This is a genomic window from Mycobacterium sp. E796 (genome assembly GCF_001672815.1).
GTDB lineage: Bacteria > Actinomycetota > Actinomycetes > Mycobacteriales > Mycobacteriaceae > Mycobacterium.
Genome location: NZ_LZKK01000056.1, coordinates 13795 through 38666 on the forward strand (window position 1 = coordinate 13795; position 24872 = coordinate 38666).

General features: G+C 68.3%; 24 protein-coding genes and 1 pseudogene. 12 read left to right on the plus strand and 13 right to left on the minus strand.

Annotated elements, in window-relative coordinates:
• Positions 1 to 98 precede the first annotated feature (98 nt).
• The 4 genes from A5706_RS05240 (at position 99) to A5706_RS05255 (ending at position 5749) form a co-directional block, all read left to right on the plus strand.
• A complete protein-coding gene (locus A5706_RS05240) occupies positions 99 to 599 on the plus strand; it encodes a hypothetical protein (RefSeq protein ID WP_156766957.1) in 501 nt (166 codons plus the stop codon).
• A 103-nt stretch (positions 600 to 702) separates the two neighbouring features.
• Positions 703 to 1839 (plus strand): exonuclease SbcCD subunit D, encoded by a 1137-nt coding sequence (locus A5706_RS05245; protein ID WP_068127764.1) that lies wholly within the window; start codon positions 703 to 705, stop codon positions 1837 to 1839.
• Complete coding sequence (locus A5706_RS05250; protein ID WP_068127767.1) at positions 1836 to 4457, plus strand: AAA family ATPase; 2622 nt, start codon at positions 1836 to 1838, stop codon at positions 4455 to 4457. The genes A5706_RS05245 and A5706_RS05250 overlap by 4 nt, the downstream gene beginning before the upstream one ends.
• A 38-nt stretch (positions 4458 to 4495) precedes the next feature.
• Positions 4496 to 5749 (plus strand): alpha/beta hydrolase, encoded by a 1254-nt coding sequence (locus tag A5706_RS05255; RefSeq protein WP_068127771.1) that lies wholly within the window; start codon positions 4496 to 4498, stop codon positions 5747 to 5749.
• Here the strand turns inward: A5706_RS05255 and A5706_RS05260 are convergent.
• Genes A5706_RS05260 through A5706_RS05275 form a run of 4 tightly spaced genes read right to left on the minus strand, consistent with a single transcriptional unit; the run spans position 5736 to position 11110 of the window.
• The gene (locus A5706_RS05260; protein ID WP_068127774.1) at positions 5736 to 7400 is read right to left on the minus strand and encodes an ABC transporter family substrate-binding protein; all 1665 of its coding nucleotides are present in this window, start codon (positions 7398 to 7400) and stop codon (positions 5736 to 5738) included. The two genes, A5706_RS05255 and A5706_RS05260, sit on opposite strands and share 14 nt — an antisense overlap.
• Positions 7393 to 9234: an ABC transporter ATP-binding protein gene (locus tag A5706_RS05265; protein WP_068127777.1), complete on the minus strand. Its 1842-nt coding sequence runs from the start codon at positions 9232 to 9234 to the stop codon at positions 7393 to 7395. The genes A5706_RS05260 and A5706_RS05265 overlap by 8 nt, the downstream gene beginning before the upstream one ends.
• Positions 9231 to 10136 (minus strand): ABC transporter permease, encoded by a 906-nt coding sequence (locus A5706_RS05270; protein WP_068127779.1) that lies wholly within the window; start codon positions 10134 to 10136, stop codon positions 9231 to 9233. The genes A5706_RS05265 and A5706_RS05270 overlap by 4 nt, the downstream gene beginning before the upstream one ends.
• A complete protein-coding gene (locus tag A5706_RS05275; protein ID WP_068127782.1) occupies positions 10133 to 11110 on the minus strand; it encodes an ABC transporter permease in 978 nt (325 codons plus the stop codon). The genes A5706_RS05270 and A5706_RS05275 overlap by 4 nt, the downstream gene beginning before the upstream one ends.
• Before the next feature lie 135 nt (positions 11111 to 11245).
• Here A5706_RS05275 and A5706_RS05280 point away from each other — a divergent pair, with 135 nt between their 5' ends.
• On the plus strand, positions 11246 to 11737 hold the full coding sequence (locus A5706_RS05280; RefSeq protein ID WP_068127829.1) for a carbonic anhydrase: 492 nt from the start codon (positions 11246 to 11248) through the stop codon (positions 11735 to 11737).
• Positions 11738 to 11806: 69 nt separating this feature from the next.
• Here the strand turns inward: A5706_RS05280 and A5706_RS05285 are convergent, their stop codons facing one another.
• Positions 11807 to 12226, minus strand: a complete 420-nt coding sequence (locus A5706_RS05285; protein WP_068127832.1) for a PaaI family thioesterase — start codon at positions 12224 to 12226, stop codon at positions 11807 to 11809.
• Between the two features lie 129 nt (positions 12227 to 12355).
• Between A5706_RS05285 and cysD the strand changes: the two are divergent.
• The 3 genes and pseudogenes from cysD to A5706_RS05300 all read left to right on the plus strand — a co-directional run bounded on the left by cysD (position 12356) and on the right by A5706_RS05300 (position 15700).
• Positions 12356 to 13341 (plus strand): annotated as a pseudogene (cysD, locus tag A5706_RS05290) (sulfate adenylyltransferase subunit CysD).
• Complete coding sequence (cysC, locus tag A5706_RS05295) at positions 13341 to 15182, plus strand: adenylyl-sulfate kinase (protein WP_068127789.1); 1842 nt, start codon at positions 13341 to 13343, stop codon at positions 15180 to 15182. The pseudogene cysD and the gene cysC overlap by 1 nt, the downstream one beginning before the upstream one ends.
• A gap of 32 nt (positions 15183 to 15214) precedes the next feature.
• A complete protein-coding gene (locus A5706_RS05300; RefSeq protein WP_068127793.1) occupies positions 15215 to 15700 on the plus strand; it encodes an RrF2 family transcriptional regulator in 486 nt (161 codons plus the stop codon).
• Here A5706_RS05300 and A5706_RS05305 read toward each other — a convergent pair.
• Positions 15697 to 16086 (minus strand): VOC family protein, encoded by a 390-nt coding sequence (locus A5706_RS05305; RefSeq protein WP_068127797.1) that lies wholly within the window; start codon positions 16084 to 16086, stop codon positions 15697 to 15699. The genes A5706_RS05300 and A5706_RS05305 overlap by 4 nt on opposite strands.
• Before the next feature lie 94 nt (positions 16087 to 16180).
• Entirely contained in the window at positions 16181 to 16594 is a 414-nt protein-coding gene (locus A5706_RS05310) for a VOC family protein (RefSeq protein WP_068127835.1), read from the minus strand.
• Positions 16595 to 16633: 39 nt separating this feature from the next.
• On the opposite strand from A5706_RS05310, the gene A5706_RS05315 reads away from it, so the two are divergent.
• Positions 16634 to 17512 carry an LLM class flavin-dependent oxidoreductase gene (locus tag A5706_RS05315; RefSeq protein ID WP_068127800.1) on the plus strand — a complete coding sequence of 293 codons (879 nt, stop codon included), beginning with the start codon at positions 16634 to 16636 and terminating at the stop codon, positions 17510 to 17512.
• A 52-nt stretch (positions 17513 to 17564) separates the two neighbouring features.
• Here A5706_RS05315 and A5706_RS05320 read toward each other — a convergent pair whose 3' ends face one another.
• On the minus strand, positions 17565 to 19280 hold the full coding sequence (locus A5706_RS05320) for an NAD-binding protein (RefSeq protein WP_068127803.1): 1716 nt from the start codon (positions 19278 to 19280) through the stop codon (positions 17565 to 17567).
• Positions 19281 to 19367: 87 nt separating this feature from the next.
• Positions 19368 to 19739, minus strand: coding sequence for a nuclear transport factor 2 family protein (locus A5706_RS05325; protein WP_068127806.1), 372 nt, complete (start codon positions 19737 to 19739; stop codon positions 19368 to 19370).
• On the opposite strand from A5706_RS05325, the gene A5706_RS05330 reads away from it, so the two are divergent.
• Together A5706_RS05330 and A5706_RS05335 are read left to right on the plus strand one after the other, a co-directional pair.
• Entirely contained in the window at positions 19738 to 20313 is a 576-nt protein-coding gene (locus tag A5706_RS05330) for an NUDIX domain-containing protein (RefSeq protein WP_082964205.1), read from the plus strand. The two genes, A5706_RS05325 and A5706_RS05330, sit on opposite strands and share 2 nt — an antisense overlap.
• A 30-nt stretch (positions 20314 to 20343) precedes the next feature.
• Positions 20344 to 20874 carry a pyridoxamine 5'-phosphate oxidase family protein gene (locus A5706_RS05335; RefSeq protein WP_068127810.1) on the plus strand — a complete coding sequence of 177 codons (531 nt, stop codon included), beginning with the start codon at positions 20344 to 20346 and terminating at the stop codon, positions 20872 to 20874.
• 250 nt (positions 20875 to 21124) lie between these two features.
• Here the strand turns inward: A5706_RS05335 and A5706_RS05340 are convergent, their stop codons facing one another.
• The 3 genes from A5706_RS05340 to A5706_RS05350 all read right to left on the minus strand — a co-directional run bounded on the left by A5706_RS05340 (position 21125) and on the right by A5706_RS05350 (position 23595).
• Positions 21125 to 21817 carry an MBL fold metallo-hydrolase gene (locus A5706_RS05340; RefSeq protein WP_068127813.1) on the minus strand — a complete coding sequence of 231 codons (693 nt, stop codon included), beginning with the start codon at positions 21815 to 21817 and terminating at the stop codon, positions 21125 to 21127.
• A gap of 240 nt (positions 21818 to 22057) precedes the next feature.
• Positions 22058 to 22633 (minus strand): TetR/AcrR family transcriptional regulator, encoded by a 576-nt coding sequence (locus tag A5706_RS05345; protein WP_068127816.1) that lies wholly within the window; start codon positions 22631 to 22633, stop codon positions 22058 to 22060.
• Complete coding sequence (locus A5706_RS05350) at positions 22606 to 23595, minus strand: NAD-dependent epimerase/dehydratase family protein (RefSeq protein WP_068127820.1); 990 nt, start codon at positions 23593 to 23595, stop codon at positions 22606 to 22608. The genes A5706_RS05345 and A5706_RS05350 overlap by 28 nt, the downstream gene beginning before the upstream one ends.
• 85 nt (positions 23596 to 23680) lie before the next feature.
• Between A5706_RS05350 and A5706_RS05355 the strand changes: the two genes are divergently transcribed.
• Positions 23681 to 24493 carry an SDR family NAD(P)-dependent oxidoreductase gene (locus tag A5706_RS05355; protein WP_068127823.1) on the plus strand — a complete coding sequence of 271 codons (813 nt, stop codon included), beginning with the start codon at positions 23681 to 23683 and terminating at the stop codon, positions 24491 to 24493.
• A gap of 246 nt (positions 24494 to 24739) precedes the next feature.
• Here the strand turns inward: A5706_RS05355 and A5706_RS34755 are convergent.
• The coding region (locus tag A5706_RS34755; protein WP_156766958.1) for an SDR family oxidoreductase at positions 24740 to 24872 on the minus strand (133 nt) is incomplete at its 5' end.

The following is a 24872-nucleotide window of genomic DNA, read 5'->3' on the forward strand; positions in this document are numbered from 1 at the left end:
CAAACTAGCCAAGCCCACCGACAAAAACCTCGGACAGAAATTGAGTGTGAAACAAGGGATTTCGTGAACGCTATCGAGCACGTGCCAGACGTGGTGTGATGTACTCGATCGCCCAACGTGAGGAAGCCATGTCATATCCGACCCAAGGCGCACTGGGCCAAGGCCGCAGCGTCGCGCGCCCGGGGACGGTCATAGCCGCGGGGGTCGTCGCATTCCTGTTTGCCCCGATAAACGTGATCAACGGCCTCGTTGTGCTGGCGCGGGGAATGCTCCTGGCTATCTTCTACCTCCCGGCGCGCGCGGTTGGTGCGTTCTCGAGCATCGTTGCCGGGCTGATGATCCTGGCGATCGCCGTGTCACTGATATGGGGCGCGGTCGCGACTTTGAAGGGCCGCACTAACAAGATCCTGTTCTGGGCTTCGTTAGCCGCAGCCGTTTGCTATGTCGCGATCGCAAGCGTGATTTACGCCCTCGGCGGCTCCCCGTATTGGGTGCTGCTCTTAGCGCTGTGTGCGGCCCTGCCGGCGGGAATCATCGTTCTTGTCCTGACGCACTCGAGCAAGGACTTCTTCCGTGCCCGCGGGGGCGCGGCGATATAACCGGCGCCCCGGAGACCTGCCGAGCGAGGTCCCCCGACTTGTCGGCGCGCAGACCTAGACTTCGCGGTGCCCTGATAGCCACGACTCGAAAGGGGGCCGCCGGATGCGATTCCTGCACACCGCCGACTGGCAACTGGGCATGACGCGGCACTTCCTCGCCGGCGACGCGCAGCCGCGGTATTCGGCCGCGCGCCGCGACGCGGTGGCCGGGCTGGGCGCGCTGGCGGACGAGGTCGGCGCCGAATTCGTCGTCGTCGCCGGCGATGTCTTCGAACACAATCAACTGGCCCCGCAGGTGATCGGGCAATCACTGGAAGCCATGCGCGCCATAGGGATTCCCGTCTACCTGCTCCCCGGCAACCATGATCCACTCGACGCGTCGTCGGTGTACACCGGCGCGCTGTTCACCGCCGAACGCCCCGACAACGTCACCGTCCTCGACCGGGCCGGCATTCACGAAATCAGGCCAGGGCTCGAAATCGTCGCCGCGCCATGGCGCTCCAAGGCCCCGACCACCGACCTCGTCGCCGACGTCCTCGACGGCCTCACGCCCACCTCAGCGACCCGCATCCTCGTGGCGCACGGCGGCGTCGACATCCTGGATCCCGACCGCGACAAACCCTCGCTGATCCGCCTAACGAAACTCGACGACGCGCTGGCCCGCGGCGTGATCCACTATGTGGCGCTGGGGGACAAGCATTCGCTCACCAAGGTCGGCGATAGCGGCCGCGTCTGGTATTCGGGCTCGCCGGAAGTCACCAACTTCGATGACGTCGAATCGGACCCCGGTCACGTGCTGGTCGTCGACGTCGACGACGGTCGCGTCGCCGTTGAACCCCGGCACGTCGGCCGTTGGCGGTTCGTCACCCTGCACCGTCAGGTCGACACCAGCCGCGACATCGCCGACCTCGACATGAACCTCGACCTGATGAAAGACAAGGACCGCACGGTGGTGCGGTTGGCGCTGACCGGATCGTTGACGGTCACCGACCGCGCCGCGCTGGACGCGTGCCTCGACCGGTACGCGCGACTGTTCGCCCACCTGCGCACCTGGGACAGCCACACCGACCTGGCGGTGGTTCCCGCCGACGGCGAGTTCAGCGACCTCGGCATCGGCGGGTTCGCGGCCGCGGCCGTCGACGAACTGGTGGCGGCGGCGCGGGAGGGCAACGCCGAATCCGCTGACGCCCAAGCCGCGTTGGCCCTGCTGCTGCGCCTTGCCGATCGGGGCGCCGCGTGAAGCTGCACCGGCTCGTCTTGACCAACTATCGCGGCATCGCGCACCGCGAGATCGAGTTCCCCGACCACGGCGTGGTGGTGGTGTGCGGCGCCAACGAGATCGGCAAGTCCTCGATGATCGAGGCGCTCGACCTGCTGCTGGAATCCCGGGACCGCTCCACGAGAAAAGAAGTCAAGCAGGTCAAGCCGACCCACAGCGACGTCGGCTCCGAGGTGAGTGCCGAAATCAGCTGCGGCCCTTATCGATTCGTCTACCGCAAGCGGTTCCACAAGAAATGCGAGACAGAGCTGACGGTGCTGACCCCGCGCCGCGAACAGCTTACCGGCGACGAGGCCCACGAACGGGTCCGGGCAATGCTGGCCGAGACGGTCGACAACGACCTCTGGCACGCCCAACGGGTTTTGCAGGCCACGTCGACGGCCGCGGTCGATCTGTCCGGGTGCGACGCGCTGTCGCGAGCCCTCGACGTGGCCGCGGGTGACGCCGGGGCGCTGTCGGGCACCGAGCCGCTGCTGATCGAGCGGATCGACGCCGAATACGGCCGCTACTTCACCCCGACCGGACGGCCCACGGGGGAATGGGCCGGCGCGATCGGCCGCCTGAAAGACGCCGAGGCCGCGGTAGCCGAATGGACGGCGGCGGTGGCCGAGGTCGACGACCGGGTGCGACGCCACGCCGAGCTGACGGAGCGGGTGGCCGAGCTGTCGCAGCAGCGGGCCGCAGCCGGCCCACGGCTCGAGGCCGCCCGGCAAGCCGCTGACCGCATCACCGAACTGACCAACCAGGCGCGCGAGGCCAAGCTGCTCGCCGACGCCGCGACCGCCACCTGCACCGCGGCCGGCGCCGCCCACACCGGGCGGGTGCGGCTGCTCACCGAAATCCAGACCCGTACCGCCAGCGTCGCAGCGGCCACGGCCGAGGAGCAGCAGGCCGCAGACGCGCAGAAGGCAGCGGCGGCCGACGCGCAGGCCACCCACGAAGCCGTCGAAGCGGCCGCCCAGCGACTGGCCGACCTGAAACGCCGCGCCGAATCCGCGCGGCGCGCGGTCGATCAGCTCGCCGCCCGCGAGGAGGCCGACCGCCTGAGCGCGCGGCTGGCCAAGATCGCCGCCATCCAAAGCGACCGCCACCGCGTCTGCGCAGAGCTGGCGGCGGTCAAAATCACCGACGAGTCGCTTCGGCGGATCGAAAACGCCGCCGCCGCCGTCGATCGCATCGGCGGGCAGCTGGCGTTGACGTCCGCCGCGGTGGAATTCACCGCGATTGCCGACATCGAGCTCGTCACCGGCGAGCAACGCGCGTCGCTGCCGGCCGGCCAGATCTGGTCGATCACCGCGACCGGCCCCACCACCGTCGAGGTTCCCGGCGTGCTGACCGCGCGGGTCACCCCCGGCGCGACCACGCTGGACGTCCAAGCCAAATTCGCTGCAGCACAAGACGAACTCGCCAAAGCGCTGCAAGCCGCCGACGTGACGGACCTCGCGTCGGCACGGTCCGCCGACCAGCGCCGCCGCGAATTGCAGGGCTGCCGCGACCAATTGGACGCCACCGTGTCCGGGCTGTGCGGCGACGAAACCGTCGACCAACTGCGGGAGCGGCTGGCGCAGTTGCGCGCCGATCACCCGGCCCACCCGGACCTCGTCCCTAAAGACGCCGACGCCGCCCGCACCGAACTGGACGCCGCTGAGGCCGCCCACACCGCCGCGGCCACGGAATGTGAACAACGCCGCAAAGCCGCGACGGCCGCCGACGCCGCACTGGCCGAGGCGTCAACGCGCGCAACGGTTTCCCAGAACACGCTGCAGGCCCAACGCGCCGAGCTGGACGTCGCGACCGATCGGCTGGCCCGAGAGCGCGCCGAGGTGAGCGACGAGGACCTCGCGTCGGCGGCGCAGGCGGGGCTTAAAGGCAAAGAGGACGCCGAGCGCCGCGTCGCCGAACTCGCGGACGCGCTCGCGGCCGCCGCGCCGGACGAGGTCGCCGCCGAATTGACCGCCGCCAGCGAGGCGGCCGACGCGCTGCGCGACCAATACGAAGACGCGAACCGCGCGTTGCGCGAAATCGCCATCGAACTCTCGGTTTTCGGCAGCGAGGGCCGCCAGGGCAAGCTGGACGCCGCGCAGACCGAACGCGAGCACGCCGCCGGCCAGCACGAGCGGATCGGCAGCCGGGCACGGGCAGCCCAGTTGTTGCGCTCGGTGATGACACGGCACCGCGACACCACCCGGCAGCGCTACGTCGAGCCCTATCGCACGGAACTGCAGCGGCTCGGTCGCCCGGTGTTCGGCCCCGACTTCGAGGTCGACATCGACAGCGACCTGTGCATCCGCAGCCGCACCCTGAACGGCGTCACAGTGCCCTACGAATCGCTGTCCGGCGGCGCCAAGGAGCAGCTCGGCATCCTGGCCAGGCTGGCCGGCGCGGCCCTGGTCGCCAAGGAGGACAGCGTCCCGGTGGTGGTCGACGACGCGCTGGGTTTCACCGATCCCGACCGCCTGGCCAAGATGGGGCAGGTGTTCGACACCGTCGGCGCGCACGGCCAGGTGATCGTGCTGACATGCAGCCCCGACCGCTACGACGGCGTGCACGACGCGCACCGAATCGACCTCAACGTTTAGCATGAAGCGCTCGACGGTATTTGTCTCGGTGGAGCGCTATGACCATGAACTCGAAACGGCGTCGGCAGCAAGAGAAGCTGGCCGCGCTGCCCGGCGTGCGGGCGGTGCGTCGGCCGGTCGCGCCGGGTAGCACCGAAGAGTTCGATCTCTACTACGTGCGCGGCGGCCGCAAGTCCGCCCACCCGCTGGTGATCATCCCGGGCGGCCCGGGAGTCGCGTCGGTCCAGATGTACAAGGGGCTGCGGCGCCGGGCCGCCGCCGCGGGCCTCGACGTCATCATGATCGAGCATCGCGGCGTGGGGATGTCGCGTCACGACGACTCCGGTGCAGACCTGCCGCCCGATGCCCTCACGGTCAATCAGGTCGTCGACGACGTGGCCGCTGTGCTCGACGACGCGCGCGTGGACTCGGCCGTCATCTACGGAGCGTCGTACGGCACTTACATCGCCGCCGGAGTTGGCGTGCGCCACCCGGGCCGGGTGCATGCGATGGTCCTCGATTCGCCGCTGCTGTCGCGCCACGACATCGTGATCGTGCGCCGCGCGATCCGCCGGCTGCTGCTCAGGGGTGACAGTCCCGAAACCGCCCCGCTCGCACCGAAAGTCCGCAAGCTCGTCGATGCCGGCGTTATGACGGCGGCGGCCACCCAGGTCGTCGCGACGATCTACGGCCATGGCGGGGCGACGCTGCTCGACCGGCAACTCGACCTGCTGCTCGACGACCGAAAGGTGTTGTGGTGGGCGCTGTCCCGATTCGCGACCCTCTCTAACCTGCCGTACCGCTACGAGGAAGACCTGGTGAGCCGCATCGCATTCCGCGAACTCGACTATGCCGCCGAGCCCGACGGCCTGCCGCTGGACCCGGCCGTGGCCGAACGCGAAAGCCGCACCCAGACGGCAACGTTCGAGGATGAGCCATACGACCTGCCGGCCGAGATGCCGAAATTCGGCTGGCCCACCGCGGTGATCTCCGGTGGCCGCGATCTCATCACGCCGCCGCCGGTCGCCCAGCGGGTGGCGTCCCTGATTCCCAACGCGCAGCTGCTCAAGCTCCCCACCATGGCCCACAGCGCGCTGGACTTTCGCGAGCCCGCGGTCCTGGCCATCGCCGGCGCGGTGTGCCGCGGCGAATTCGAGGGCCTGGCCGCCCAGGCGCCGGCGCTGGACGAGCTGCCGCCGCGGCCGTCGGTCCGCTTGCTGTGGAAGGCGATCGAGCTTGCCGCCATCGCCGAGGGCGCGCTGCCGGCCCTGCGGGTCCCCGCGCCGTTGCGGCGGCGGGTCAGGTCCGCATGAACCCGATCGCGGTGTAGTTCAGGTCGCCCAGGCCGGCCGCGCCGAAGTTGGCCAGCGTGCTGCGCACCGCGACGTCACCGGGGGATTGGGTCAGCGGCAGGCTGAATCCCTCCGCCCAGATGAGTTTGTCGAGGTCGTTGGCCAACGCCTGCGCCTTCCCGGGATCGAGTTCTTCGAGCGTCCGCTCGATCGCGGCGTCGATCTCCGGGCTGCCGATCTTGCCGAAGTTGCTTGCCCCGTCGGACTGGTAGATCTGCGTCAGCGACGAGAGCGGGAACGCGTCACCGAGCCAGCCGAACTGAGCGATGTCGAAGGCCCCGACGTTGACATAGTTGGTGAAGAAGCCGCTGCCCGACCGCGCGACGAGTTCGAGCTTGACGCCGATCTGGGCGAGGCTGTGCTGGGCGATCTGCGCAAACACCTTGCTGCCCTGCGCGTCGTAGAACAGGTCGCGGATGACCAGCTGGCGACCGTCGCGCTCGCGGAACTGTCCGCCCCGCTTCCACCCCAGTGCGTCGAGTTCCCGGCTCGCCGCGGCCGGGTCGTAGGGCACGACGGAGCTGTTGTCCTGGTAGCCCTGTTGGCCCGCGACGTAGATGTGGTTGCCCAGCGCCACCGGGTTGCTGGTGAGGCCGTACTGGACGACCTTGGCGATGGTCTGGCGGTCGATGCCCTTGGCCACGGCGACCCGTAATGCCTTGTCTTCCAAGATCGCCCCGGGGGCGCCGTTGAAGGTGAAGTGCGACCAGCTCGGCGCGGGGGCCCGCCGTATCGAAATGCCCTTGGTCCGTTGGGCAATCGTCAGCTGGTCCACGGAGCCGATCCCGGTCGCATCGATCGTGTTGTTCTGCAGCGCCGGTAGCCGGGCGGCGTCGTCGAGCACCAGGTAGGTGATGCTGTCCAGCCGCGGGCGTGCGCCCCACCATTTCGGGTTGCGGGTCAACACGATTCGCTGCGTCGTCCGGTCCAGCGACGACACGATGAACGGCCCGGCCGTCGGGCCCGGTCCGTCGAGCTGGCCCTTGTTGAACACCTCCGGCGTGGAGGTCATGCTGGCCGGCAGCAGCATGCCGTTGCCCGCGAACATGCCGCGCCACTCGGCGTACGGCTTGGCGAACGTCATGATGGCCTGCCGGTCATCGACCCCCCGGGTGACCGACGCGACGCGGTCGGCGCCGCTGAATCCGGCGATCTCGAAGGCCTTGTCGACGCCGCTGAGGGCGTGGATTTGGCTGGCGATGTCCTGCCAGGTGACCGGCGCGCCGTCGGACCACACGGCCTTGGGGTTGATCGTGTAGGTGACCACCTGCGGGTTGGTCCCGGTGAGCTCGACGCTGGTGAAGTAGTCGGTGTCGACGGTGGTCGAGCCGTCCGGACCGATGACGAACGCCCGCGGCAAGGTCGCCTTCATCATCGAGGCGACCTCGGCCGAGTTGCCGTCGATGCTGAGAATGTTGAAGTTGGGCGGAAAGTCGCTGAGCGAGAGCCGCAGGTTGCCGCCGTCCCGCAGCGTTGCGGGATCGCGCGGGTTGACGTCGCTGGTGGTGCCGATCGAGGCCTTGTTGCCCGTGGTGGGCGTCAGGTCGATGGCCGGCGAGCATCCGGTGAGCACCAACGCGGCGACCACCAACACGGCCAGGGCCCTAGACATACTTCCCCGGATCCGGTTGGGGCACCGCGCCCAGCAGCCGCCGCGTGTAATCGTGCTGCGGATTGGCGAACAGCTGCTCGCTGTCGCCCTGCTCCACGATGGCGCCGGCATACATCACCACCACGTCGTGCGCGAGGTGCTTGACCACCGAAAGGTCGTGGGAAACAAAGAGGTACGACAGGCCGAATTGCTCCTGCAGGTCGAGCAGCAGGTTGATGATCCCAGCCTGGATGGAGACGTCGAGGGCGGACACCGGCTCGTCGAGCGCCAGGATCTTGGGCTGCAGCGCCAGCGCCCGCGCGATGCCGATGCGCTGCTTCTGCCCACCGGAAAACTCGGCGGGATAGCGGGTCGCGTCCGCACGGCGCAGGCCCACGATCTCCAGCAACTCGGCCACCCGGGCGAACGTCGCGTTCTTGTCGAAGCCGTTGGCCCGCAACGGTTCGGCCAACAGCTCGAATACGGGCAGCCGCGGATCCAGCGACGCCACCGGGTCTTGGAACACGACCTGGATGTCGCGGCGCAGCTCCCGCCGGCGCGTCGGGCTCAACGAGGCGACGTCGTTGCCCAGCACCTCGATCGAACCGGATTGCGGCGCAACCAGTTCCAGGATCTCGTGCAGCGTGGTCGACTTGCCCGAACCGGACTCGCCGACGATGCCCAAGGTGCGGCCCTGCCGTAGCTCGAAGCTGATGCCGTCGACGGCTCGGACCTCGCCGACGGCGCGGCGGAACACGACGCCCTTAGTCAGCCGGTAGGTCTTGACCAGGTCGCGCACCCGGACCACGACCGAAGAGTCACGAGGAGTCGGCTCGACGCGCGCGGAGGTGTTGACGCCGTAGATATCCGCGGCGCTGCGGTCGCCGACCTGATCGGTGCGGATGCAGGCGGCCCGATGATCGACGCCGACCTCGATCAATTCCGGTTCGGCGGAGCGGCATTCGTCGATGGCCAGCGGGCAGCGCGGCGCGAAGGGGCAGCCCGGATCCAGCCCCGCGAGCGACGGCGGCGCGCCGGGGATGGGCACCAGCCGGGTGCCCTGCGGTGCGTCCAGCCGGGGCACCGACCCCAACAGGCCGACGGTGTAAGGCATCTGGCGCGCTCGGTACAGGTCGCTCACAGCGGCCGACTCCACCACCCGCCCGGCATACATCACCAGCGCCCGGTCGGCGAACTCGGCGACCACGCCGAGGTCGTGCGTGATGATGAGCACCCCGGCGCCGGTGACGTCGCGGGCCGTCTTGAGCACCTCCAGGATCTGCGCCTGCACCGTGACGTCCAGCGCGGTGGTGGGTTCGTCGCAGATCAACAGGTCCGGGTCGTTGGCGATCGCGATCGCGATGACCACGCGCTGCCGTTCGCCGCCGGACAGCTCGTGCGGAAACGCCCGGGCGCGCCGCTCGGGCTGCGAAATGCCAACTAGTTCAAGCAGTTCGACCGCGCGCAGACGAGCCGCCTTGCGCCCGACGCGCGGCTGGTGGACCTCGATCGCCTCGGCGATTTGGTCGCCGACGGTGTACACCGGCGTCAGCGCCGACATCGGATCCTGGAAGACCATGCCGACGGTCTTGCCGCGGAATCCTGACATCGCATCGTCGCCGAGTCCCAGCAATTCGGTGCCCTGCAACCGGACCGAGCCGCGCACGCGCGCGTACTCCGGCAGCAGCCCGACCACCGCCATCGCCGACACGGACTTGCCCGAGCCCGATTCGCCGACCATGGCCACGACTTCGCCAGGTTCGATGTGATAGCTGATGCCGCGCACCGCGGTCACCGGCGGGCCGTCACTCGGGAACGTGACGGCCAGGTCGCTCACCTCCAGCAGCGGGCTCATCGGCGCCCCAGCCCGCTGCCCGGGTCGAGCGCGTCGCGCAGCCCGTCGCCGGTCACGTTGGCGCACACCAGGATCAGCACCAGGACACCGGCCGGGAACAGGAACACCCACGGGAAGGTGGTCGCCGACTGGGTGCCGTTGGCGATCAGCGTGCCCAGCGACACGTCGGGCGGCTGGATCCCGAAACCGAGGAAGCTCAGGCCGGTTTCGGCCAGGATGGCCGAGGCCACGTTGAGGGCCGCGTCGATGATCAATATCGACGCCACGTTGGGCACCACGTGGCCGATGATGATCCGCCGGCTGGATACCCCCATATACCGTGCGGCGCGGATGAATTCGCGCTCGCGCAGGCTCATCGTCATGCCCCGGACCATGCGCGAGCTGATCATCCACCCGAAGGCGGCCAGCAGCAGCACCAGCAGCAGGACGCTGGACGACTTCTTGACCCGCGGCGTGAGAATCGCGATCAGGATGAAGCTGGGCACCACCAAAAGCAGGTCGACCACCCACATCAGCACCCGGTCGCGCCATCCGCCGAAGTAGCCGGCGATCGACCCGACCGTGGCGGCGATGCCGGTGGAGATGAACGCCACGCAGACGCCGATCAGCATCGACTTCTGCATGCCCCGCAGGATCTGCGCCAACAGGTCTTGGCCCAGCGCGTTGGTGCCCAGCCAGTGCCGGGCGTTCGGCGGCTGCAGCAGCGCATTGAAATCGAGGTCGTCGTAGGAGTAGGGCAGCAGCGACGGCAGCGCGTAGCAGCCGACGAACAGCAGCACCAGCAGCGTCAGCGACGCCACCGCGAGCCGGTTGCGCCCGAACCGGCGCAGCACCAGCGTTCGGCGCGACGTGAACCCTTCCGGCGTCGAGACCCCTTGCGCCGCAGCCACTCGAGACGTCATGAGACCCGCACCCTCGGATCGAGCGCAGCGTAGAAGACGTCCGACAACAGGCCGGCGAGCAGCACCACCGTGCCGGTGAACAGCGTGATGGCCGCGATGATGTTGGTGTCCTGGGCCGTAATGCCCTGCACCAGCCATTCGCCCATGCCGTGCCAGCCGAAGATCTTTTCGACGAATACGGCCCCGACGACCAGCCCGGCCACCCCATACGCGAACAGCGTGGCCAGCGGTATCAGGGCGGTGCGCAGCCCGTGCTTGAACAGCGCGCGGCGACGGGTCAGCCCCTTGGCGCGGGCGGTGCGAATGAAGTCCTGCCCGAGGACGTCGAGCATCGCGTTGCGCTGATATCGGCTGTATCCCGCCGCGCCCATCAGCGCCAGCGTCAGCGTGGGCAGGATCAGGTGCCGCAACCGGTCGACCAACTCCGGCCAGAACCCGCCGGTCACGCCCGGTGACGTCTCCCCGGTGTAGTCGAAGAGGTGCATGTCGAGGGCCCAGTTGACTCGCAGCGCGCCGAGGATCAGCAGGTTGGCGATGACGAACGACGGAGTGCTCAGCAACAGCAGCGCCAGCAGCGTGACGACGCGGTCGCTCAGCCGGTACTGGCGGATCGCGCCCCACGCCCCCGCGACGATGCCCAGCACCGTGCCGACCAGGGAGCCGACGACCAGCAGCCGCAGGCTGACCCCGACGCGGCGCCACAGCGTGGTGGCGACGGGTTGTCCGGTGATGGTCGTGCCGAAGTCACCGCGGACGACGTGCGAGGCCCAGTTCGCGTAGCGGAGCGGTATCGGCTTGTCCAAGCCGAGCGCGTGGGCCTTGGCGTCGATGACAGCCTGCGGCGGGCGCGGGTTGCGCTGCAACAGGCTGTCCAGCGGCGAGAACGCCACCGAGGTCAGGCAATAGGTCAGAAACGACGCCAGTGCCAGCAGCACGATGTAGTTGAGCAACCGGCGCGCCAGGAAACGAATCATGCCCGACCGAGCCGCCCGTGCCGCATTGGGACAGGTTATCGAGCCGGCCGGAGCGTTGTGATCCGGCTGATTTTCATGCGTGAATTACGGGTGGCTCGCTGCTACTTTCAGGCCGCTACACCCCGAGGAGGCTTCGTGACGGTTACTGATGACTACCTGGCCAATAACGCCCAATACGCGAGCACCTTCACGGGCCCGCTGCCGATGCCGCCGAGCAAACACGTCGCGGTCGTCGCGTGCATGGATGCGCGGCTCGACGTCTATCGCCTGCTTGGTCTCAATGAGGGGGAGGCCCACGTCATCCGTAACGCGGGCGGCGTCGTCACCGACGACGTCATCCGCTCGCTGGCCATCAGCCAGCGGCTGCTGGGGACCCGCGAGATCATCCTGATCCACCACAGCGACTGCGGCATGCTCACGTTCACGGACGACGACTTCAAGCGCGGCATCCAGGACGAGACCGGGGTCAAGCCGCCCTGGGCGGCCGAGGCGTTCCCAGATGCCGCCGAGGATGTCCGGCAGTCGCTGCGCCGCATCGAGAACAGCCCGTTCGTGACCAAGCACGTGTCGCTGCGTGGCTTCGTCTTCGACGTCGCCACCGGCAAGCTCGAGGAAGTGACCCTCTAGCGCGAGCAGACGCAAAAGCCCCTAATTGGGGCCAAATTTGGGGGCCTTTGCGTCTGCTCGCCGCAGAACCTAGCCCACCTTGTACGTCGCCAACGCCTTGGCGACCAGGGTGCCCGACGGATCGACGATCTCGGCCTCGCAATTGACCAACGACCGGCCGCGCCGCAGCACCCGGCCCACCCCGATCAGGTCGCACGCCCGGGCCGGCGCCATGAAATCCAGCGCCATCGAGACCGTCACACCCCGCAGTGACGGGGGAGCGTCCGCGCCGCACCACGCCGCCGCCATCACGGTCAGGTCGGCCAGGGTGGCGATCGCGCCGCCGTGCACCATGTCGCCGACGGTGACGTTGGTCGGATCCCAGGGCAGCCGCAGCCTGACCTCGTCGTCGGCCAGCTGATCGGCGACGATTCCCAGCTTCGCCACGAACGGCGATTGGGGGAGGAATTGCGAGATGACTTCGCGGCCGCTCTGCGTTTCAGTCGTCATGCGCTCATGCTCGCGCACGCACCCGCCGGCGCAAAAGACAATTGACCCCTCGTGGCGTAATGCGTCGCGTGCTTGTCACCTGCGCCAAACCGTTGACATCGGCGGGGACGGCTGGTTCTATATACGACAATGACCATAAAGATGGTCAATTCGACCACCTTTATCAAGAATCCAACGAGGTGCCCATGACCAGCGCTGTGAACACGGCCCCGGCGGCCGGTCAGTACGAGTTGAGCCATCTGCGCTCGCTCGAGGCCGAGGCGATCCACATCATTCGGGAGGTGGCCGCGGAGTTCGAGCGTCCCGTCCTGCTGTTCTCCGGCGGCAAGGACTCGATCGTGATGCTGCACCTGGCACTCAAGGCGTTTAACCCAGGGCGGCTGCCGTTCCCGGTGATGCATGTCGACACCGGCCACAACTTCGACGAGGTGATCGCCGCCCGCGACGAGCTGGTCGCGGAGGCCGGGGTCCGCCTGGTGGTGGCGTCGGTGCAGGAGGACATCGACGCCGGACGGGTGGTCGAGACGATCCCGTCGCGCAACCCGATCCAGACCGTGACGCTGCTGCGCGCCATCCGCGAGAACAAGTTCGACGCCGCATTCGGCGGGGCGCGCCGCGACGAGGAGAAGGCGCGCGCCAAGGAGCGGGTGTTCAGCTTCCGCGACGAGTTCGGGCAGTGGGACCCCAAGGCCCAGCGGCCCGAGCTGTGGAACCTGTACAACGGACGGCACCACAAGGGCGAGCACATCCGCGTCTTCCCGCTGTCCAACTGGACCGAGTTCGACATCTGGTCCTACATCGGCGCCGAAAAGATCAAGCTGCCGTCGATCTATTTCGCGCACCGGCGCAAGGTGTTTCAGCGCGACGGCATGCTCCTGGCGGTGGACCGGCACATGCAGCCGCGCGCCGACGAGCCGGTGTTCGAGGCAACGGTGCGGTTCCGCACCGTCGGCGACGTCACCTGCACCGGGTGCGTGGAATCCGAGGCCGCGACCGTAAGCGAGGTCATCGCCGAGACGGCGGTGGCGCGGTTGACCGAGCGCGGCGCGACCCGCGCCGACGACCGGATCTCGGAGGCTGGAATGGAAGACCGCAAACGGCAGGGCTACTTCTGATGACAACGTTACTGAGGCTCGCGACCGCCGGCTCCGTCGACGACGGCAAGTCCACCCTGATCGGCCGCCTGCTCTATGACTCCAAGGCCGTGATGGAAGACCAGTGGGCGTCGGTGGAGCGGGCGTCGGAGGAGCGCGGCCACGACTACACCGACCTGGCGCTGGTGACCGACGGCCTGCGGGCCGAGCGGGAGCAGGGCATCACCATCGACGTCGCCTACCGCTACTTCGCAACTCCCAAGCGGAAATTCATCATCGCCGACACCCCGGGCCACATCCAGTACACCCGCAACATGGTGACCGGCGCGTCGACGGCTCAGCTGGTGATCGTGCTCGTCGACGCCCGCCACGGTCTGCTGGAGCAGTCCCGCCGGCACGCCTTCCTGGCCTCCTTGCTCGGCATCCAGCACATCGTGCTGGCGGTCAACAAGATGGACCTGATCGACTGGGACAAAGAAAGATTCGAGTGGATCCGCGACGAGTTCCACGCCTTCGCGGCCCGGCTCGACGTGCAGGACGTGGCCACCATCCCGATCTCGGCGCTCAACGGCGACAACGTGGTGACCAAGTCGGACAACTCGCCGTGGTACGAAGGCCCGGCGCTGCTGTCGCACCTCGAAGAGGTCTACATCGCCGGTGACCGCAACCTGGTCGACGTGCGCTTCCCGGTGCAATACGTCATCCGGCCGCAGACCCACGAGCACCGCGACCACCGCAGCTACGCCGGCACCGTGGCCAGCGGGGTGATGCGCCCCGGCGACGAGGTGGTCGTGCTGCCCGTCGGCAAGACCACCCGGATCACCGCGATCGAGGGCCCCAATGGCCCTGTGGAAGAAGCATTTCCGCCGATGGCCGTCTCGGTGAGCCTCGCCGACGACATCGACATCTCGCGCGGCGACATGATCGCGCGCACCCACAACCAGCCCAGGGTCACGCAGGATTTCGACGCGACCGTGTGCTGGATGGCCGACAACTCCGCGCTGGAGCCGGGCCGCGACTACCTGATCAAGCACACCACCCGAACCACCCGCGCGCGTGTGACGGGGCTGGAGTACCGGCTCGACGTCAACACCCTGCACCGTGACAAAGACGCAAGGGCGTTGCAGCTCAACGAACTTGGCCGTATTTCGCTGCGCACCCAGGTGCCGCTGCTGCTCGACGAGTACACCCGCAACTCCAGCACCGGCTCGTTCATCCTCATCGACCCGAACACCAACGGCACGGTGGCGGCGGGCATGGTGTTGCGCGAAGTCGCGGCGCAGACGGCGAGCCCGAACACCGTGCGGCACAAGTCGCTCGTCGGTGTAGGAGCCCGGCCGAAAGGCAAGACCGTGTGGTTCACCGGCTTGTCGGGCTCCGGGAAGTCGTCGGTGGCGATGCTGGTCGAGCGGACGCTGCTCGAAAGCGGCATTGCCGCTTACGTTCTCGACGGCGACAACCTGCGCCACGGCCTGAATGCGGACCTGGGCTTCTCCATGGCCGACCGTGCCGAGAACCTGCGGCGGCTGGCGCACGTGGCGGCCTTGCTGGCCGACAGCGGTCAGGTGGTGCTGGTGCCGGCGATCAGCCCGCTGGCCGAGCATCGCGAATTGGCCCGCAGGGTCCATGCCGACGCCGGCCTCGACTTTTTCGAGGTGTTCTGCGACACGCCACTCGATGAATGCGAGAAGCGTGATCCCAAGGGGCTGTACGCGAAAGTGCGCGCCGGTGAAATCCAGAACTTCACCGGCATCGACAGCCCGTATCAGCAGCCCGAGAATCCGGATCTTCGGCTGATGCCGGATCGCGGTGTCGAGGAGCACGCGCAGCGGGTCATCGACCTGCTGGAGTTGCGCCCCTAAGGAGCCGTTGCCGGGGTGGCACAATCCTCACCATGCGGATGTCGGCCAAGGCGGAGTACGCGGTGCGCGCGATGGTCCAGCTCGCCACGGTCGACGGCGGCACGTTGGTGACGACCGACGAATTGGCCCAAGCCCAGGGCATACCGCCGCAGTTTCTCGTCGACATCCTCACCAACCTGCGCACCGATCGCCTGGTGCGTAGCCATCGCGGCCGCGAGGGCGGCTACGAATTGGCGCGGCCCGGAAACGAGATCAGCATCGCCGACGTGCTGCGCTGCATCGATGGCCCGCTGGCCAGCGTCCGCGACATCGGGCTCGGCGATTTGCCGTATTCGGGGCCCACTGCGCCGCTGGCCGACGTGTGGCGGGCGCTGCGGGCCAGCATGCGTTCGGTGCTGGAGGAGACGACGGTGGCCGACGTCGCGGCCGGCGCCCTGCCCAAGCACGTCGCGCAGATGGCCGATGACTACCGGAGCCAGGAACACGCGCGGCACGGCTCACCGCGACGCGGCGATTAGCCGCCCGAGCCGTAGGGGCGGGTCAGGATCTCCATGGCGTGCCCGGAGGGATCCAGGAAGTAGACGCCGCGGCCGCCGTCCCGGGTGTTGATCTCGCCGGGCCGGTTGGCCCCCGGGTCGGCCCAGTGTTGTAGGCCGCGCGATGTGATCTTGCCGTAGATTGCGTCGAAGTCGTCCTCGGACACCAGGAATGCGTAGTGCTGGCGCCGGATCTCCTCGCCCTCGGCGACGTCGGAGTAGTCGAGGCTGGCGCCGTGCTCTAGCGCGACAACCATGAAGTGGCCGAACGGCTTCGGCTCCGGCAGGCCGAATAGCTCGGCGAGGAATTCCGCGGACTCCTGCTTGTCCCGCGCGGCGACGATGGTGTGGTTGAAACTGATGGGCATAGTTCAATCATCCGCTTCTCGCGAGCGTGCGTGTCTGCACAACGACACGCCGTGCGGGCTGACATTTTGCGCACCCTCGCGAACGGGCCAAGCGCTACTTGGGCGCCGTGAGCTCCAGCGCGATGTTGTCCGGGTCGCGGAACTCCAGAATGTAGGACGGCCCAATGTCTTTGACGGGCTCGTGCGGCACGCCGACCTCGTCGAGATGTGCGGCCGCGGAGTCCAATTCGGCCCTGCTGGCGAGCCGGAACGCGATGTGGTCGAGACCGCAGCGATCCTCGTGGAAGCGGTCCCTGGCGACCGGCCGCAGGCCGAGCAGCGTGCCGCCCAGGTCGTAGATGACGCCGCCGAACAGGAAGCCGAACTGGTTGCGGGTGGCTTCGTCGGCGTTCTCGGGGACCTCGAGCAACACCGGCCAACCGAACACGGCCTCGTAGAACCGCCGTGACCGCTCGATGTCGGTGACGGTCAGCCGGACGTGCGCGATGGAGGTACTCGTGAAACCCATCTGCTTCATGGTGCCAGAATCGCGTCTGTGCAGATAGCGATGACCATGCCGGTGATGGAGCCGGACCTGGATGCGACGGTACTGGAGGCGTGGGCGCGGGCCATCGACGAGGGCCCGTTCTCGTCGCTGTGCTGGGGCGAGCGCATCGCGTTCGAAAACCCGGACAACCTGACGCTCCTCGGCGCGCTGGCCGCGTGGACCACCCGGGTGCGGCTGATGACGACGGTGATCGTGCCGCAGCTGCACGATCCGGTCATGTTGGCGAAGGGCCTGGCCACCGGAGACATGTTGAGTGGCGGCCGGCTGACGGTGGGCATCGGCGTGGGCGGCAGGCACGAGGACTATCACGCAGTGGGCGCCGACCCGGCGACGCAGACCATGCGCGGCATGGCCGAACGCGTGGCGGTGATGAAGCGGGTGTGGGCCGGCGAGAAGATCACCGAGTCGGTGCTGCCGGTCGGTCCGGCCCCGGTTCAGCCCGGTGGCCCGCCGCTGCTCGTCGGCACCATGGGGCCCAAGACCGTCCGCAGCGCCGCGGATTGGGCCGACGGGCTGGCCGGCACCACCTTGGATCTCGACGTCGCCAAGCAGGACGAGCTGTTCGACGTGGCGCGGGAGGCGTGGACCCAGGCCGGCCGGCCCAAACCGCACCTGGTGACGTCGTTCTGGTTCGCGTTCGGCGCGCCCGAGCAGGCCCGCGCCCAGGTGCATCGCCACCTGCTGCACTACATGAACTGGATCCCGGCCGAATACGTCGACGCCATGGCGCCCGTGACCGGCTGGGCCGGCAGCGAGGACGAGCTGCTGGCCGTGCTGCGGAAGTTCGAGGGAATCGGCACCGACGAAGTGCAGCTCATCCCGACGAGTTCGGACCTCGACCAGCTCCGTCGCGCCGCCGACGTTGCAGCAATGGTTTAGTCCGATTGGTGGCGACCCGCTGCGCCCGGCTACGCCGCGCTTGCGATCGCCACTAAGCCGACGCCCGCTCGTCGTCCGCCGCGGGCTCTTGCGGCGGCTGGCCCTTGCGCAGCGTCGCCAGCAGCTCGCGATACGGGCCGACGAGGTAGACGGTGTCGCCGCCGCGCAACCAAGCGTCGCGGCGCGGGTGCAGTTCCACCGGCGTGTCGTGACGGGTGATCGCGATGACCCGGGTCTGGGTGGACAGCTCGAACATCTTGAGCCCGTCGAGTTCGCTGCCGGCCGCCACGTGCATGGCGCCGACCATGAAGGAGCGCTGTCCCACCCAGAACGTCCCCAGCACCTGCAGCCCCATCGCGGCGCCGATGAACCACGGCGCGGCAAGATCGACCGTCGAGCGCACGTTCTCGAAGCCGAATCGTTGCGCCACCGCCGCCCCCAGCGCGCGGTCGTAGATGCGCAGCACGATCGGTACGTCGGGCCGGACCACCTCCGGCATCACCCGCGGCCCGAGCATCTCGCGCAGCACGATCCCCGTCTCGATGTTGGTCATGTCGTCCTGGGTCAACACCGCCACCGCACGGGCCCGGTCGACGCGGGCCGACGCGAGCGTCTGGCGCAGCGTCGCATCCCCGAAGATAACCGGCACGTCCAGGTCGTCGGCGGCCGACAGGAAGCGGTTGTTGTCGTCGCGCTCGATGACCGCCACCTCGTAGCCGGCGCCGGCCAGGTCGGCGATAACGCGGCTACCGAACGACCCCAGCCCGACGACGATGACGTGATTGTGCAGGTGGCGGGCCCGCCGGCGCCCGGCCGAATGGGCAAAACGCCGCGACAACAGCAGGTCCGCCATGAACGCGACCAGCAGCGCCGTGGTCGTCACGCCGGCCAGCATCAGCATGATGCTGAACAGGCGCAGCCAGGTGGGCTGCTGCAGGAAGCTGAAGTCGCCGTAACCGACGGTCGCGATCGTCTCGGTGCTGAAATACAACGCGTCGAGCCAGGTCATCTTCTGGTGCGGCTGGTAGCTGAAGCGCAGTACGACCGTCGACCCGATGAGCAGCAGCGCCACGGCCACCAGCGCGCGCGGCAACATCGGGTTGACGTCGTCACGCAGGCCGCGGGCGGCGTCGACCAACCGACGCAGCCAGGCCCGGCGCGACCGCCTGGCGGTCGGTTTCGGGACCTTGATGCCGCGGGCGGCCAGTTCGTCGGCGGTGCCGATCATCGCGGTCCAGTCGCCGGCGTGGACCTGCAGGTCCCGGCCCGGGCACGGCTCCACCTGGCCCGGGGTCGCGCAGTTCTCGCCGTGAATGACCGCGACGGGCGCCAGGTCGCCGTAGATCTCGCGCAGCGTCGCGTCGTACGGCGCCTCGGAGCCCGAGACGACGAACTTGATGCCCGCCGCCTCGAACGGGTGCACGGTGTGGGCCAGGCAGGCCTCGACGACGGACGGCGCCGCGAGGTCCGCGACGTCCAGAATCGCGCCGGGACGCTTGTCGGCGGCCATCGCCGTGCGCAGCACGTCGTTCGCCAGCCGCGCCACCACCCGGATATCGGGGTTGGCTTTCCTTGCCAGCAGGGCGATTTCGAGGTTGATCGCGTCGTCGTCGCCGGCGCAGATCACGGCGCGGGCACGGGCGATGCCGGCGGTGGCAAGCTCGGTGGGGCTGGTGAGCTTGACGATGTGGACGCCGGCGTTGTTGAGTTCCTCGACGATCGTGGTCGCCAGCGCGTCCTCACCGCTGACGATGATGTGGCTACGCATGCCGGAGCGGCGGATCTCCCTATCTTCAGGGGCCATCGGTGCATTATCGCGGTCGCGGTGGCATCACACGAGTCCACCGCGCGGGCGCTACAGGACTTTGAAGTCGGACGGTGACCAGAACGCCCGCATCGACGTGATCTTCGCGTCGTCGTCGAAGGTCATCGTCGAGATCGGTGAGAGCCGGCTGCGGCTGTCGGCGCCGTCGAGGGTGAGGTGCCACAAGAATGCGGCTTCGCTGCCACCGACCCGTATCTCGAGGAGTTCCGTGTCCTTCTTGGCGTCTTGAAATCCGGCATAGAACTCGCGGATGGCTTCGTGGCCGCGGCGAAGGTCGGTGCCGATCGGATCCTCGACCGTGGCGTCGGCGGCGTAGAGCGCGACGATGTCGTCGGTCTTGCCGTCGGCGACGAGCGCGAGGTAGCTCTTGACGGTCTCGGTGATGGCTTCGGGGGATGGCATGGCTTCGGACGCTACCGCACCGGTGATACTGGGCGACGTGTCCTTCATCGAATGCGTCGCGTCCCGCGAGATCTATCGGAACCGATGGCTGGCGGTGCGGGAGGACCAGATCCGCCGCCCCGACGGCAGCGCCGGCATCTACTCAGTGATCGACAAGCCGACTTACGCGCTGGTGCTGCCCTACGACGGGAAGCGATTCCGGCTGGTCGAGCAGTTTCGCTATCCCCTCGGCGCGCGGCGCTGGGAGTTCCCGCAGGGCAGCGCCCCCGATCACGCCGAGTCCGACCCGCACGAGCTGGCCGAGCGTGAGTTGCGTGAAGAAACCGGGCTGCGCGCGACGTCGATCGAGGCGCTGGGCTTGCTCGACGTCGCCCCCGGGATGACGAGCCAGCGCGGCTGGGCGTTCCTGGCCACCGGCATCGTCGAGGGCGAGGCGGACCGCGAGCACGAGGAACAGGACATGCACAGCGAGTGGTTCTCGCGCGCGGACGTCGAGGAGATGATGCGCACCGGGGTGATCGTCGACGCGCAGTCGATCGCCGCCTATGGGCTGTTTCTGCTGCGGGAGCGATGACTTCCGGCTCGGGCATCGGTCAATACCGATATGACGATCACCGAACGCAATCTCGACGGATACGGCGCACCGACCATTGAATGGGACCGCGTCACGGCCGTGTTGGACGGTGAGCTGCCGCAGGCGCCGGGCACCGGCGGTCCGGCGCGCCACACGGTGTGGCTGACCACGATCAATCCGGACGCCAGCCCGCACGTCATGGCCGTCGGGATTGTTCGGTGCGGCGGCAGCTGGTATTTCAGCTCCGGGCTCGCGACCCGGAAGTCCCGGAACCTCGCCCGCGATCCCAGGTGTGCGCTCAGCGTCGCCACCGAGCCGTTCGACCTCGTCGTCGAGGGCACCGCCGAGCTGGTCACCGACACGAGTGAGTTGGCCTCGGTCGCAGCCGCTTTCGTTGACGGCGGATGGCCGTGCAAGGTGGCGGGCGACGCGCTCACGGCGGAGTTCAGCGCCCAGTCGGCGGGACCGGCGCCCTGGCACGTCTATCGCGTCAGGGCGTCGACGGTGTTCGCCCTCGGCACGACGGAACCGTTCGGCGCCACCAAGTTTCAGCTGGACTGAGCCAACCCAAGCCAAGCTGAACGGCGCTCGGACTGCTCTCCAAATACATTGGTGCCGTTGCTTTTCCGGTGGCCCGGGATGAACATCGGGCCTGAACTGTAATCGGTAGGGTGCGTGCCGAACGCCGACCGTGCCGGAAGAAGTGACTTAGGGTCCTCTGATACCCAAGTTCGCATTTATCAGGTCGGCCATCTCGTCGAAGCCTGCGGGAGCCGTGCTTGGTAGGCGCCGCTTTCGATGCGCTTGAGGCTTAGTTGGGCGGGGCGATCGAATCGAGGCGACGGCGGACGTCCGCCGCGTGCACGTTCGGCCCACCGTGGCCGACGAACAGTTCCCGCGGGTCGTGTTCTAGCACCTGATCAAGTCCCCGACGGACGCCGGCGACGTCCTCGGCGAAAAAGTGCCGTACAGGGTGGTGTGGTCGAATACGGGCGAAGGCGAAGCCTCCGCGGACCAGGTCACCGACTATGGCGTCGCCGTCGTCGAGCAGCACGACGCAGGATCCGCCGGTGTGACCCGGAACCGGCACCATCACGGCACCGATTCCGTACGCGTCCAGCCGCAACGACTCTCGAACCAAAACCTGCGGGCACGCCCCGGCGAACGTCATGCGGGTAATGACGGGCCGCAAGATCCGTCCGGGAAAACCGGTAACCGGTAACTGTTCGTTGACGCCACGTTCAAGCAAACCCGCGTCGTCGGCGCCGATGGCGATCGGCACCCCGGCGTGCGCGACGGCATTTACACTGCCGGCGTGATCGGTATGCCCGTGCGTCAGCACCACCAAGGACAGATCAGACGGCGCGATGCCGTGCTGGCGTAGCGAGTTGAGCAGCTTTTCCTCTTCACCCGGCTTGCCGGCATCGACCAGGACAGGCCGGTCACCGAGTAGGAGGTAGGCGTTGCTGATCGACAGCGGCAGCGGCACGATGCGGACGGTCATGGGTTCCCCTCTGAACATGTTGCTCAGTGTCGGGTGGCAGGGGCAATATCGCGACGGCCGACCCGCCGCCATCTCAGCCCGTTGGGCGTGCGCGAAACTAACCGTGCCTCCCCGCGGACTCCATCCAACCATGGTGCGGACAGGGTTTCAGGGGCTCAGCCGAGCTTCGCATCTGGGGCTGCGCGCTACCGAGCTACATTCGGCGAGACCGATTCAGGTGATGAAGCCGCGCAGCGGCGATCATGCGCGGCCGGAAAGGCCGGCCGCGGCCCGGATCTCCCGGCGCGCCGCGGCCCGGTCGGTATCGGGAAATATGTAGTGGCTCAACGCGGTTCGCGCGACCGCACCCGCAAGGTCGCGGGCATCCACCGTTGTGGCGAAGGCCCCCTCGCGGGCGCAGCGCCGAAAGACCGCCGTCAACCCGTCGGCCAGCATCGGCAACGCCTGGGCCATCTGGTCGTGGGCGAACGTCGGCTCGAGGTCGAGCAGCCGTCCGGGCGGTTGCGCCTCGACGAAGGTCGCAACGACGTCGACCGCGGCCTCCAGGCGCGCGAGTCCGACGACCCCGGACATCGCGGCGTCCATCGCGTCGTTGAAGCGGCGGCGCTCGCGCTTACCCAGCGCGTCGATGAGTTCTTCCTTGGACGTGAAGTAGCGGTAAATGGTGGGCCGCGAAACTCCGGCCAGGGTCGCCACATCCGAGAGCGACATCCTGCGGGCGCCCGTCCGAAATACCAGTCGCTGCGCGGCGTCGAGGATCCGATCGGACAGGTCCGCCGCGGCGACCCCTACAGCTTGCCGAGCTCGCGCAGCCATGAGATCAGCAGCCTTAGGCCGTCATCGAAGGACATGGGCGCGTAGCCGAGGCGCCGGGTCGTGAGGTTGTCGGTCGCCCTGGGCTTGCGTTCGGTCTTGGCCGCGGCCTCCGCGATCGCCATCAGGGTGGGCCCGAACTCGGCGGTCAGCGCCTCGGGGTCGCTGCGGTAGTCGAGATCCTCGACGCGGTGGTCGATTCCGGCGATCTCGCAGGCGCGGTTGATGCCGCCGGCGGTGCTGAAGGTGTCCTCGGGACGGCCGACCAACAGGTAGCGCTCCCCGGCCACCCCCTTGTCCAGCGCGGCGATCGAGCCCCTCGCGACGTCAGCCCCCGCCACCCACGTCACGGGAAAAGCCAGATAGCGCTTGATCTTTCCGCGCATGCCGGCCAGCAGCACCCGGTTGAAGCTGGTGCGGTGCAGGGCCCGCGCCACGACCAGGCCGGGGCCGAAGATCGCGCCCGGGTGGCACGTCAGCACGTCGTCGCCGGCGGCAGCGCGCCGGTGCGCTTCGAGGAAGGCGGCGAGCTTGGTGACGGTGTACGGGTCGCGCGGGGGCTTCTTCAGGACGGGCGCCTCCTCGAAGTCGACGCCGGTGCTCAGGTCGAGGAAGGTGGCGGTGCTCAGGGCCACCACCCGGCGCATGCCGTGGGCCTTGGCCGCGTCCAGGACATGCGTGGTGCCGACCGTGTTGACGGCCTTGAAGTCCTCGAGGTCCTGGCTCGCGCCGCCCAGCAGCGCGGCGCAGTGAATGGCCGCCTCGGCGCCCTTCGACGCGGCCAGCACGTCGTCGGCGTCGGTGATGTCGCCCTTGACCAGTTCCACGCCGATCCCGGCCAGCGCCGCGGCGTCGTCGGGTTCGCGCACCAGCGCGCGGACGTGGTCGCCCCGCTCGATCAGCTGCTGGCACACGTTGCCGCCGGTCTGCCCGGTTGCGCCGGTGACGAAGATCGTGCTGGCCATGGCGGCCCTCCGGGGTTAGTTACATATCGGACAGATACGGTAATGACTGTAAACCTTGACGTCGGTTTGTTCTATATTCAGCTGCATGACACTCGACCCCTCCAGCGTCCTCCTGACCGACCGCGTCGCGGTCGTCACCGGCGGCGGCGCGGGCATCGGTCGCGGCATCGCACGGGGCCTGACGGCCTTCGGCGCCCGCGTCGCGATCTGGGAACGCAACCCCGAATCGTGCGCGTCGGCCGCCGAGGAGATGGGGGCGCTGGGCCTCACCGTCGACGTCCGCGACAGCGCCGCGGTGGATGCCGCGCTGGCGCAGACCTCCGCGGAACTGGGGACGGTGACCATCCTGGTCAACAACGCCGGCGGGGTGTTCTGGTCGGGGGTCCTCGACACCAGCGAGAACGGTTGGGACGCGCTGTACAAGGCCAACCTGCGCCATGTCTACCTGTGCACCCAGCGGGTGGCGCGCGTCCTGGTGGAGCAGAAGCTGCCGGGCAGCGTCATCAGCGTCACCTCGATCGAAGGTGTGCGCGCCGCACCGGGTTACGCGACTTATGCGGCGGCGAAGGCCGGTGTGATCAACTACACCAAGACCGCCGCGTTGGAGCTCGCGCCGCACGGCATTCGGGTCAACGCGCTGGCCCCCGACATCACCCTGACCGAAGGCATCAGAGCGATCGCCCCGCCCGGATCCGAGGAGCGATTCGGCCTCACCGTCCCGATGGGGCGGGCCGGCCATGTCGACGAAATGGCGGGCGCGGCAGTCTTCCTCGCCTCGGAGGCGTCCCGCTACATCACCGGGCAGACGATCCACGTCGACGGCGGCACCCACGCCGCCAGCGGCTGGTATCACCATCCGCAAACCGGCGCGTACGCGCTCGGTCCGACGAGCGGCTGAGCACCCGTCGCGACAACGGCGGGGCGAAGAGGAGTCGACATGGACGTGAACAACACCGGCGGCATGGCCTGGCTTCGCCGTTGCGCGGAGCAAACCTGTGCGACAGTGGCGCTATGGCATTCGATGAGTTGTCCACATTTCGCGGCACCCCGCCGTGGCGTGATCCGCTCACTATGTCGTTTGGGCTGCACCGCAGGCTGTTGCTGTTGCGGTTTCGCTGGCACGAGAAAGCCGCGCAGCGAAACGCTAAGCGCCGGTGTCCAGGCCGGCGTGCGCCGACATCCCGCCGTCGATCGAGAACATCTGCCCGGTGATGTAGCGGGACGCCTCCGAGGCGAGGAAGACGACGAGGTTTGCGACGTCTTGCGGTTCGCCGAGG

Bases quoted from the DNA above. Each gene is read 5' to 3' on its own strand.
- A5706_RS05315 (WP_068127800.1), top strand. From the start codon at position 16,634: ATGACCATGCCGGTGATGGAGCCGGACCTGGATGCGACGGTACTGGAG.
- A5706_RS05310 (WP_068127835.1), bottom strand. From the start codon at position 16,594: ATGGGTTTCACGAGTACCTCCATCGCGCACGTCCGGCTGACCGTCACC.
- A5706_RS05320 (WP_068127803.1), bottom strand. From the start codon at position 19,280: ATGCGTAGCCACATCATCGTCAGCGGTGAGGACGCGCTGGCGACCACG.
- A5706_RS05265 (WP_068127777.1), bottom strand. From the start codon at position 9,234: ATGAGCCCGCTGCTGGAGGTGAGCGACCTGGCCGTCACGTTCCCGAGT.
- A5706_RS05270 (WP_068127779.1), bottom strand. From the start codon at position 10,136: ATGACGTCTCGAGTGGCTGCGGCGCAAGGGGTCTCGACGCCGGAAGGG.
- A5706_RS05240 (WP_156766957.1), top strand. From the start codon at position 99: ATGTACTCGATCGCCCAACGTGAGGAAGCCATGTCATATCCGACCCAA.
- A5706_RS05245 (WP_068127764.1), top strand. From the start codon at position 703: ATGCGATTCCTGCACACCGCCGACTGGCAACTGGGCATGACGCGGCAC.
- A5706_RS05275 (WP_068127782.1), bottom strand. From the start codon at position 11,110: ATGATTCGTTTCCTGGCGCGCCGGTTGCTCAACTACATCGTGCTGCTG.
- A5706_RS05350 (WP_068127820.1), bottom strand. From the start codon at position 23,595: ATGGCCAGCACGATCTTCGTCACCGGCGCAACCGGGCAGACCGGCGGC.
- A5706_RS05305 (WP_068127797.1), bottom strand. From the start codon at position 16,086: ATGCCCATCAGTTTCAACCACACCATCGTCGCCGCGCGGGACAAGCAG.
- A5706_RS05255 (WP_068127771.1), top strand. From the start codon at position 4,496: ATGACCATGAACTCGAAACGGCGTCGGCAGCAAGAGAAGCTGGCCGCG.
- A5706_RS05340 (WP_068127813.1), bottom strand. From the start codon at position 21,817: ATGACCGTCCGCATCGTGCCGCTGCCGCTGTCGATCAGCAACGCCTAC.
- A5706_RS05300 (WP_068127793.1), top strand. From the start codon at position 15,215: ATGCGGATGTCGGCCAAGGCGGAGTACGCGGTGCGCGCGATGGTCCAG.
- A5706_RS05345 (WP_068127816.1), bottom strand. From the start codon at position 22,633: ATGGCTGCGCGAGCTCGGCAAGCTGTAGGGGTCGCCGCGGCGGACCTG.
- A5706_RS05285 (WP_068127832.1), bottom strand. From the start codon at position 12,226: ATGACGACTGAAACGCAGAGCGGCCGCGAAGTCATCTCGCAATTCCTC.
- cysC (WP_068127789.1), top strand. From the start codon at position 13,341: ATGACAACGTTACTGAGGCTCGCGACCGCCGGCTCCGTCGACGACGGC.
- A5706_RS05330 (WP_082964205.1), top strand. From the start codon at position 19,738: ATGGCTTCGGACGCTACCGCACCGGTGATACTGGGCGACGTGTCCTTC.
- A5706_RS05325 (WP_068127806.1), bottom strand. From the start codon at position 19,739: ATGCCATCCCCCGAAGCCATCACCGAGACCGTCAAGAGCTACCTCGCG.
- A5706_RS05355 (WP_068127823.1), top strand. From the start codon at position 23,681: ATGACACTCGACCCCTCCAGCGTCCTCCTGACCGACCGCGTCGCGGTC.
- A5706_RS05260 (WP_068127774.1), bottom strand. From the start codon at position 7,400: ATGTCTAGGGCCCTGGCCGTGTTGGTGGTCGCCGCGTTGGTGCTCACC.
- A5706_RS05335 (WP_068127810.1), top strand. From the start codon at position 20,344: ATGACGATCACCGAACGCAATCTCGACGGATACGGCGCACCGACCATT.